The sequence below is a fragment of the bacterium genome (genome assembly GCA_035529855.1).
In the GTDB taxonomy this organism is placed as follows: Bacteria; RBG-13-66-14; B26-G2; order WVWN01; family WVWN01; genus WVWN01.
In genome coordinates this window covers 21,882-30,588 of record DATKVX010000083.1, presented here as the reverse complement: position 1 = coordinate 30,588, position 8,707 = coordinate 21,882, and the positions used below count along the sequence as shown (strand labels likewise).

Here is an 8,707-nt window from a genome sequence, read left to right as displayed (position 1 = left end):
GGGTCGAAGGAGGACAAGCCGAGGTAGAATTTTACGAAAGCCTCCTGCGCCAGGTCTTCGGCGACTACGGCGTCGCCCACCAGCCGCCGGCAATAGTCCAATATGCGGCGGCTATATTTATTGACGAGCTCTTCGAACGCGGCCTCGTCGCCGGCGGCGGCCCGCCGCGCAAGGGCGCTTTCGGCGTCGGTTTCATTTGCGGATGTCGCGGCTGCCATACCCGTAGACGACGAAAGGGGAAGGGTAGACTCCCCCTTCCCCTCCTTAACGAATAATACGTCAACCCGGCGTAGAAGTTGCCGGTTTAAATATATATATCGGAAAACGCCGGCGCGGCGGAGGGTTCGGCGGGCGGGCGGTACGGCAGCGCGGCTACGGCCGCGGCGAAATCGCGGCTCGCGGCGGCGCCGCGCGATACCTCGGCCAGGTCCGGCATCGCGCGCCGGAGCCGTTCCGCGGCGGCGTCGACGTCGCCCGGGTGGCCGTCGGCGTAGAGCAGCGTCTCGCCGTCCGCGCCGAGGAGGCAAACGCGGTCGCCTAACTCGCCCTCGCCCGGCCTCCGCGCCCGCCAAAAGGCCGCATCCGCCGGCCTCCGGAACAGGCGGAGCCGCACCCGCGTTATCAGGCCGGCGCGACCGCGCGAGCCCAGGAAGAGCTTGGACAGGTCGTACCCCGCGACGCCCTTTATCGTCCTGCGGCCCGTCGATACCAACTCGCCGTCGTCGTTTATAAAGGAGAGGCCGAAGAGGAAGCGATAGAGCTCGCCGTACGCCGGCGCGAACGCGTTCGCCGGGTATCGCGCGACCAACTCCCCCACGGCCATCTGCGCTCCGGTCGGCGCCGCGAACGGCAGCCACAGCGGCGTCCCCTCCAGCCGACGCTCGAGCTCGCCCAACGTCATCGGCGCCGGCGCCTCGCAATAGTAATCGTCCGCGGCGAGAGCGAACTCCCCCGTCAGGCCGGGCCCGGGCGTCACCAGGACCGTTTCCGGCGGAAGCTCCCGCGACGGCGGTTCGCCGGCCGCCCACGGGTGGAGGCGCCATCCGCGCTCCCGGCACAACGCCGCCAGCGCCCGGGCGCCGGCCTCGTCCGCCAACGTCGCCGCGGGCCGACCCGCGACCTCGCCCGGGGCGCCGATTCCCGGCACCTTCTCTATTTCGGCCAACATAACGTTACGGGGCCATTTCTTCTACGGCGTCAAGGACGCGCGCGGCGCCGCGGCCGTCGACGAGGGCGCGCCCGGCCTCCGCCATCGCGCGCCGTCGCTCCTCGTCCTCCCACAATCGGCCTACCTCGCGGATTACGGCGCCGCCCGGCCGCAGCTCCGCGGCGCCGAACGTGACCACCGCGCCTCGCCGCGCGAAGGCGTCGCTCTCGGCCTCCTCGCGGGCGACGTGGGGAACGGCGACGGTGGGAACGCGCTGGCTCAACAGCTCGTACTGCGTTATGCCGCCGGCCGCCAGCGCCACCCGGGCCCGCCGATACAGCGGCAGCATATCCCGCGCCGGCGCGTGTACGTCGACGCGGTGGCGGCTTTGCGCCGCCAGCTCGCGCGTCCTATCGACGTACGGGTACGCCGGCCCCAGAACCAGGTCCACGTCGAGGGGCTCGGTCTCGGCGAGGGCCTCGAGCGCGCGGCCTGCGTAATCGTCGGCGTCGGAGCCGCCGAAAGTTATGAGCAGCCGCGTCCGGCCCGGGTCGTCCGCGGCGGGCGGCTCGTCGGCGTAGGCCGGCGGGAGCGGCACGTACGCCGGCCCCAAAAGGAACCGCTGCGGCGGCCGGAGCTCCTCGTACCGCGGCGGCGGTTCCGCGACGCCGCCGTTCACGACCAACTGGGCAACTATGGCCTCGCCCATATCGTCTATGGCGCATACCGTCACGCCGCGCTCGCGCAGCGCCCGGTAGAACGCCGGGTCTTTCCCGCGCATGTCCGTCACCAACGGCGCGCCACCGCTGGCGTCCGTTAAAAAAGCGACCTCCTCCTCGAGCGAAGGAGGGACGACCGCGACGTCGCGGAAGCCCCGGCTCGCGACGAACGCGCGCGCCGTGGCGTCGTCGTTGAGCGCGAAGCGGCAGCGGAAGCCGCGGCGCGCCGCCTCCGCCGCCAGCGCCATAACGCGGCCGACGTGGCCCAGCCCTATCGTCGGGCCGCCGTCCACCCGGAACCAGATCGTCTCCAGCACGGTAAATTATTAAGCGGCCTTAAGGCCGCCCGCTCGAGTGGTGCGCCCCGCGCGCCGACTCGCGTCGGAGCCTCCGGGCGAGGCGCCGGTACCATATCCTCAGCTCGCGGCGAAACGACGAGTACGCCGCCCGAGCCGCTGCGGCGCTCCCCCTCGCCGCCGCCCCACGGCCCAAGTATATATGTGTATGTTCGGAACGCACGTTACGCCTTTTCGTCGCCGCCCGACGCTTCCGCCCGCGCCTTCCGCTTCCGTATGTGCGAAAAATGCAGGTAAAGCCAGGCGACGACGCCGACGGCGAGGACGATGACTATAACGAGGTCGAACTTGTGGAAATACCCGCGGAGCTCGTGCCAGCGCTCGCCCATTTTCAGGCCCACGTACGCCAGCGCCAGACACCAGGGAAAGGAACCCACGAAGGTGTACAGGCAGAACTTGCCGAAGGGCATACGCGCGATGCCGGCCGGCAGGCTGATGAAGGTCCTCACCACCGGCAGCAGGCGCGCGATGAAAACGGTGGGCGAGCCGTATTTATTGAAGAGCCGGTCGGCCCAGGCGAGCTCGCGCTCCGAGAGCAGCACCCACTTTCCCCAGCGCTCGATGAACGGCCGGCCGCCGTAGTAGCCGGCGGCGTAGGCGGCGACCGAGCCCACCAGGCAGCCGAAGGCGCCCGCCAGCGAGACCAACCACAAGTCGAAGCGGCCGGTCGCGACCAGGCTCCCGGAGAACGGCATTATTATCTCGGAGGGCAGCGGGATGCAGGCGCTCTCTATGGCCATACAAACGACGACGCCCGCGTAGCCGAGCGTCGAGATAACGTTCATGACCCAAGCACCTATGGGCTCTATGATGGCGTCGAAGAAATTCATCTACCTCCCGGAAGCGGAAAGGTTTTTAGCGATAGAGGGCTTTGACGCGGCCCAGGCTCGCCGGCTCGACGGCCTTCGCCTCCAAATCCCCCGCCCACTTCAAGAAATTCGTCATAACCTCGGCGCGGTCGTTATCGTGCATAATATTTTCGAAGGGACAGGAGAAGAGGACGATTCTATATTTGTCGTCCTTCTCGCCGCCCGGCTTCCGCCCCTCGGCGCGTATTACGGCGCGGTGGTGGCGCTTACGCCCGAGGTCCTCCCACCAAGCCGAGGGCGCGCCCCCCGCCGCGGACTCGAGCTGGTCCGGGAAGTTCTTGTGGTGGCGCCAGGTAATAGTATAATCCCCGCCGCCCAGGATGGGGCAGCCGCCCTCGCCGACCAGCCTCCAATAGTCCTCCACCTCGATCCATTTACGGAAGTTATCGTCCGGGTAATTTAGCTTGAGGTAATCGGAGAACAGCGGTTTGTAGAGCTGTTTCTCGTGGACGATGTCGGCGACGCAGTTCCAGGCGATGTATACCCCGGAGAGCATCAACGTCGTCGTCCCGGGCGTCCGGCTCAGGAAGGCCACCAGCGATTTCTGCTCGGAGGGAGAGAGGGTAATACTGCCGCGCAGCGGGTCGGAGGCGGGGGCGTCGCCGGAAGTCGAGGTAATCCAAATTACGACCTTGTACTTGCGGAGTTCTTCGAAGGGAGGTTCGCCCCGGCCGTCGTGGTCCCACACCGCGTACGTGGCGCCGGCGTCGCGCAACGCGTTTATATAAAAGCGGTCGAACAGCTGCGGGTTGGCGACGCCGTCCACCTGGTCCGAGACGAGCAGGATGCCGTGGGTGGCGTGCGCCGCGAGGGCCGCCGCGGCGGCGACGGCCGCGTATATGATTACCTTCGCCATTATTGCGGCTCGATATCCCGGGCTTTGTACATCTCCCGCAGCTCGTCCTTACTTTTCTTCTTCATTTCGCTCAGTTGGTCGTCGAACCGGCCTTCCCCGATTTCGCCGACGCGTTTGGCGACGTGGGGCGAGGCCGGCGCCAGGTGACGGCCGTAAAGGCGACGCGCCAGAATCGCGACGAAAGGCTGCACCTCGTCCGCCGGGCAGCGCGTCGCGCACAGCCGGCACAGTATGCACTCGAACGAGAGCCGGGCCACCTTCTCGACGTCGCCGCGGAGCGCCGCCGATATATACTCCATAACCTCGAGGTTCTGAGGACAAATCAGCGTGCACGAATTACAGCCCATGCACCGGGCGATCTCGGGATAATGTTCCAAAAGCGTCTTTTCGGTGGGGACGGTCGTCTCGACGTCGTACACGGCCTTATTGGCCGGATAGAACGGCAGCTGGACCAGTTCCATATCGTCCTCGACGACGGTCTGGCACGCGAGGCCGGATTTAAGGCGGTAGTCGCCGGCGATGCGGTACATCGCCGAGCAGGCGCCGCACACGCCGCCGCGGCACCCCACGCCCCGCACCAGTTGATAACCGGATAACTCCATGGCCTGCAGGATGGTAAGGCCCGCGGGTACGCGGTACTCCCGGCCCATTATGCTGATAGTTACCTTTTCGACCTCTTCCACCGGTATATCCTCCTCGGCTGGCCTCGTCGCGGGGTATCCCCCGCCTAGGTGCGCAAAAACAGGCCGAGTAAAACGCCGATGGCTATCGCCACCACGGCCATTAAGTATTTATCCAAAAAAGTCATAGTCTTCGACGGCGCTATGACCTCCGGGACGCGCGTATCCACGACGAAGTCCTTTAAGTTCGTCTCCACCTGCGGGCAGGCCAGGATGCAGGCGTAGCACTGCTCGCAGTCCTCGCCGACGATGGACTCCAACGCCATCGACGTTCGCTGCTCGGTCTTCTGGAGGCGCTCCGGCTCGCGGCGGAGGATGGGACAGGAGTCGACGCAATTGCCGCAGCCGACGCACCCCTTGTCGCCCGCTATCTCGGCCTCGGCCAGCGCCAGCCGGTGGTACGGCTTTATCCCCTCGGAGAGAAGGCGGCACCGCGCCACCGGCGGGAATTCCTCGTCGAGTACAATGTCCAAAGCGGTACGGTAGCGCGGCGGCTCGTAGTTGAAGTACGGCGACATAGCGCTAGTTCACCTCACTCCTCCGCTCCGGTGAGCGGCGGGTGACAACGGTCGCAATTGGCCGACGGCGGGAGGACGCCCTCGCGTATCGTCCGTTCGTTCGCCGGGCAGTCGTTGAAGAAGAAGACGCCGCCGTCGTCGAGGCCTACGGCTTTGGCGCCCCATACGTGTAACCGGCCGGTATGGCAGCGGCTGCAGGTGTCGGCCCGCGGGACGGCGCGCTCGTACTTCCGGTCCAATTTATGGACCAGGCCGGCGTGGCACGAGTCGCACGTCGTGTAATCCAAACTCGCGAAAAACACGTCGCTGCTGTGGCAGCGGGCGCAGATTTCCCGCACTTCGTCGTGGCGTTGGTGGCCGTAGGACAGCGCGTCGACGCCGGCCGCGAGCGCCGGCTCGAGGTCCTCCCCGGCGACGACGTTCACCTTCTTATAAGCATAGTGGCACTTCTTGCACTTCTCTTCCTTCGCCTGGGTGTAGATGTCGATATTGTTGAAGTCCTCGGCGGTGGTGAGCGCGACGACGGCGTCCTTGGCGCCCAGCCACTTGGCGTCCACCAGGCCGAAGACGCCCGGGCCGAAGTGGCAGTCCTTGCAGGTGACGCCCTCCTTGAAGTGCGCCGACGCCCGCCACGGCTCCTGGAAGCGCGCGTCGAAGTGGCACAGGTAGCAGAAGGTATTGGAGCTCGAGAACTCTAAAAACCCGAGCCCCGCGGCGCCGGCCGCCACGACGACCGCCGCCCAGATTACCAGGGTTTTCCCTATTTTGACCGTAAACGCCATTTTTATTTAAACAGAGCTCTCACGCGCCCTAGGGAACACGGTTCGACGGCGGCCTCGCTCTCCCGGAAATACTGGATGCGGTGGTTCCTCTCGTCGGCGACGTAAAACCAACCGTTGGGGCCGAACGTACAACACGCCGGCAAGTTGAAATCGCCCGGGGCCGAGCCGCGCTGCCCCCATTTGCCTATAAAAGAGCCCTGGTGCGTAAAGTACTGGACGCGGTCGCTATATTCGTCCGTTACGAAGATCCGGCCGTCGCCCCGGCCCGCGAGGCCGCGAGGGCCTACGAACTCGCCGTCCCCCTTGCCCTCTCGACCCCATTTCCCGAGAAATACGCCGTCGGGCGTAAAATACTGTACCCTGTGATTATATTTATCCGCAACGTAAATCTTGCCCGAGGGCGGGATTAAAATCCCCCGGGGGCCGTTGAATTGGCCGTCGCCGGCGCCCTTCGTCCCCCATTTCCCCAAAAAAGAACCGTCGGCCGTGAAATATTGGATGCGGTGGTTCAAGCAATCGACGACGTAGACGCGGCCTTCCCGCGACACCGCTACCCCGCGCGGATTGTCGAGCCGGCCGTCGCCCGAGCCGTACCGCCCCCACTTGCCGAGGAAACTCCCCGCGTGGGTGAAGTATTGGATGCGGTGATTGTGCGTATCGCTCACGTAGACGCGGCCCCGCTTCACTTCGACGCCCCAGGGGTAACGGAATTGGCCGTCCTCTCTCCCGTACGCCCCCCACTTCCCCAGGTAACTGCCGGTAGCCGTAAAATACTGGACCCGATGGTTTTCATAATCAACTACGTATACCAGGCCGTTCCCGACTATGTCGCAGTCCACGCCGAACGGGCAATTGAGCTGCCCGGGGCCGGTCCCGAAAGAACCCCACTCCCCCTGGTATACGAACTCGCCGAAAGCCGCTCCCGGAAAGACGGCCGCGGCGACCGAACATATTAAAAAGCAACTTCTCATACGTACGTCCCCCCTACAGGTTCCCTACGGGGATTACACCCGCTCCTCGAAGAACTCGGCCTCCTCTTCCCGCTTCTGCTTGCGCAGGTACTGGGCCACCGCGGCGGCCACGCTGGGCGCGCTTATCCCCGCCGGACATTTGGCCGCGCACTTGGCGCATCCCACGCAATACCGCATCAGCCGGGCTACCTCCTCGTAATCTCCCAGCCGCGCCCGAAGGACCATCTCCATCGGGAAGAGCTTGCCCTCCACCCGCTTCACCGGGCAGGTGCCGACGCAGGTCTGGCAATCCATGCAGTTGAGAGTCTGGCCCGTTCCCTCCACCAACGCCGCCTGAATGGTATAGTCGAAAAGCAACACGACGATGAACAGGACCGCCAGCGAGTGAATCGTCACCCTTTGGAACCTGAGGCTGGCGAACCACAGCGTTATCCTCGATACCCAGGAGAGCCTCGGCGCGTCGGCGACGCCCTTCCAAACGGCGTCGCGGGCGGCGTTGACCGTGCCGTACGAGGTAACGGTCGCGCCGGTTACGGCGTCCACGTCGACGTCGGCGCGGCCCCGCAAGAGCTCCCGCAACTCGTCGAAGGCGGCCGAGGCGACCGGAATCGTGTCGTAATACTCTATTACCTCGAAATCCGCGACCTTGTGGTCCTTTACGGTTACCTCCACTCTGACCGGGCCGCGCTTCCCCGTACCCTCGCCCTCGTAAACGCCGTCTTCGGCCAGTAGGACGGCGTCGCCAAAGTGCCGCGCGCGCCACGCCCGCATATTCCAGACCTCGAACGCCGCGAAGCCGTAGAGGCCCGCGCCCAAGACCAGCGCCGCCGCCAAGACGTACGCCAGGCCGCGTTTGTGCTCCCGCCACCGCTTGAACGCCCACACCGCCAGGCCGACGTAAAGCAGGCCCAGCGCGAAGAGCCGCGCGCCGGCGAACGTTAACGCCACGACGGCCAGCACGAAGGCGAGCCGCAGCCACCGGTTGGTGAAAGATAGCCGGAACTTAGCCAAGCTGCCGCCCCCCGCTCGAGCGGTACCACTCGTAAATTTCGTCGATGTATTCGCGGCCTATCATGCCCTGATAGATGGCCTCCTCGACGACGTCGAGCGGGACCTTCCCCTCTCGTATGGCGCGCGTCGTCGCAACGCCCATCTTGCCGAAGATGCCGGCGAGGTCGAGGTGCTGGACGCAGAAGCCGTTGCAGTTCCCGCAGCGGATGCACAGCAGGCCGCGGTTCTTAATAAAGCGGCGGTAGTCCATCGTCCGGCACGCTACGGTTAGCTCGGCCTGAAACGTTATCGACGCCGGGCAGTTCTCCAGCGTCGCGTAGCACGCGCGGCACTCGTAGCAATACGCCGCGTCCCACATCCCGAGCGCAATAGGGCGGAGGACGTCCAGCGCCACCGCGGCGCCGATGCCCACCATGACGGCGCGGTTGAGCGCGGGCGTCGTCATCCGGTCCGTCAAGTTCGTAAACGGCGCGTAGCGGTGTATGCCGGGGAGCGCCGCCGGTTTGTCGACGTCGCGCGACCGGGGAATCCACTTCACCCGGGGCTGTTCCTTGTCTCGCTCGTCTTCGGCCATAGGCGAAATATTTCTAATATTCTAAATTAATCCGAAGCTCGCCGCAACCGTTTATTCGCGACGGGCACCGCTACCGCGGCAGCAGCAGCGCGATTAGCAAACCGGTGATAAAGCCGCCCACCGCGCCCTGCAGCAACTGCTTGGGCGAGCGCATGTCGAGCGCGAACGCAATAATGACGCCGCTGGCGGTGCCCGCAACCAGAAACGATATGAAGAACGGCATG

The 8,707-nt window shown here is 65.4% G+C and carries 12 protein-coding genes; all 12 read right to left on the bottom strand.

Going from position 1 to position 8,707, the window contains the following annotated elements:
* Positions 1 to 218, bottom strand: a 218-nt coding sequence (locus VMX79_09325) for a sigma factor (GenBank protein ID HUV87301.1), incomplete at its 3' end; no start/stop codon positions are given.
* 86 nt (positions 219 to 304) lie between these two features.
* On the bottom strand, positions 305 to 1,168 hold the full coding sequence (locus VMX79_09320; GenBank protein ID HUV87300.1) for a hypothetical protein: 864 nt from the start codon (positions 1,166 to 1,168) through the stop codon (positions 305 to 307).
* Between the two features lie 4 nt (positions 1,169 to 1,172).
* Positions 1,173 to 2,183, bottom strand: coding sequence for a hypothetical protein (locus tag VMX79_09315; GenBank protein ID HUV87299.1), 1,011 nt, complete (start codon positions 2,181 to 2,183; stop codon positions 1,173 to 1,175).
* 203 nt (positions 2,184 to 2,386) lie between these two features.
* A complete protein-coding gene (locus VMX79_09310) occupies positions 2,387 to 3,052 on the bottom strand; it encodes a DedA family protein (GenBank protein ID HUV87298.1) in 666 nt (221 codons plus the stop codon).
* 25 nt (positions 3,053 to 3,077) lie between these two features.
* Positions 3,078 to 3,947, bottom strand: coding sequence for a hypothetical protein (locus VMX79_09305; GenBank protein HUV87297.1), 870 nt, complete (start codon positions 3,945 to 3,947; stop codon positions 3,078 to 3,080).
* A complete protein-coding gene (locus VMX79_09300) occupies positions 3,947 to 4,630 on the bottom strand; it encodes a 4Fe-4S dicluster domain-containing protein (GenBank protein HUV87296.1) in 684 nt (227 codons plus the stop codon). Before VMX79_09300 ends, VMX79_09305 begins: the two co-directional genes overlap by 1 nt.
* Positions 4,631 to 4,674: 44 nt before the next feature.
* Positions 4,675 to 5,145 carry a 4Fe-4S dicluster domain-containing protein gene (locus VMX79_09295; protein ID HUV87295.1) on the bottom strand — a complete coding sequence of 157 codons (471 nt, stop codon included), beginning with the start codon at positions 5,143 to 5,145 and terminating at the stop codon, positions 4,675 to 4,677.
* Positions 5,146 to 5,159: 14 nt separating this feature from the next.
* Complete coding sequence (locus VMX79_09290; GenBank protein HUV87294.1) at positions 5,160 to 5,927, bottom strand: NapC/NirT family cytochrome c; 768 nt, start codon at positions 5,925 to 5,927, stop codon at positions 5,160 to 5,162.
* Positions 5,928 to 5,929: 2 nt separating this feature from the next.
* A complete protein-coding gene (locus VMX79_09285; protein ID HUV87293.1) occupies positions 5,930 to 6,898 on the bottom strand; it encodes a 6-bladed beta-propeller in 969 nt (322 codons plus the stop codon).
* A 33-nt stretch (positions 6,899 to 6,931) separates the two neighbouring features.
* Positions 6,932 to 7,909: an FMN-binding protein gene (locus tag VMX79_09280; GenBank protein HUV87292.1), complete on the bottom strand. Its 978-nt coding sequence runs from the start codon at positions 7,907 to 7,909 to the stop codon at positions 6,932 to 6,934.
* Positions 7,902 to 8,483 (bottom strand): hypothetical protein, encoded by a 582-nt coding sequence (locus tag VMX79_09275; GenBank protein ID HUV87291.1) that lies wholly within the window; start codon positions 8,481 to 8,483, stop codon positions 7,902 to 7,904. Before VMX79_09275 ends, VMX79_09280 begins: the two co-directional genes overlap by 8 nt.
* A gap of 70 nt (positions 8,484 to 8,553) precedes the next feature.
* Positions 8,554 to 8,706, bottom strand: coding sequence for a hypothetical protein (locus VMX79_09270; protein ID HUV87290.1), 153 nt, complete (start codon positions 8,704 to 8,706; stop codon positions 8,554 to 8,556).
* Between the last annotated feature and the right edge of the window lies 1 nt (position 8,707).

Coding starts and splice junctions, on each gene's coding strand:
- VMX79_09275 (HUV87291.1), bottom strand. CDS start 8,483: ATGGCCGAAGACGAGCGAGACAAGGAACAGCCCCGGGTGAAGTGGATT.
- VMX79_09270 (HUV87290.1), bottom strand. CDS start 8,706: ATGCCGTTCTTCATATCGTTTCTGGTTGCGGGCACCGCCAGCGGCGTC.
- VMX79_09295 (HUV87295.1), bottom strand. CDS start 5,145: ATGTCGCCGTACTTCAACTACGAGCCGCCGCGCTACCGTACCGCTTTG.
- VMX79_09305 (HUV87297.1), bottom strand. CDS start 3,947: ATGGCGAAGGTAATCATATACGCGGCCGTCGCCGCCGCGGCGGCCCTC.
- VMX79_09285 (HUV87293.1), bottom strand. CDS start 6,898: ATGAGAAGTTGCTTTTTAATATGTTCGGTCGCCGCGGCCGTCTTTCCG.
- VMX79_09310 (HUV87298.1), bottom strand. CDS start 3,052: ATGAATTTCTTCGACGCCATCATAGAGCCCATAGGTGCTTGGGTCATG.
- VMX79_09320 (HUV87300.1), bottom strand. CDS start 1,168: ATGTTGGCCGAAATAGAGAAGGTGCCGGGAATCGGCGCCCCGGGCGAG.
- VMX79_09290 (HUV87294.1), bottom strand. CDS start 5,927: ATGGCGTTTACGGTCAAAATAGGGAAAACCCTGGTAATCTGGGCGGCG.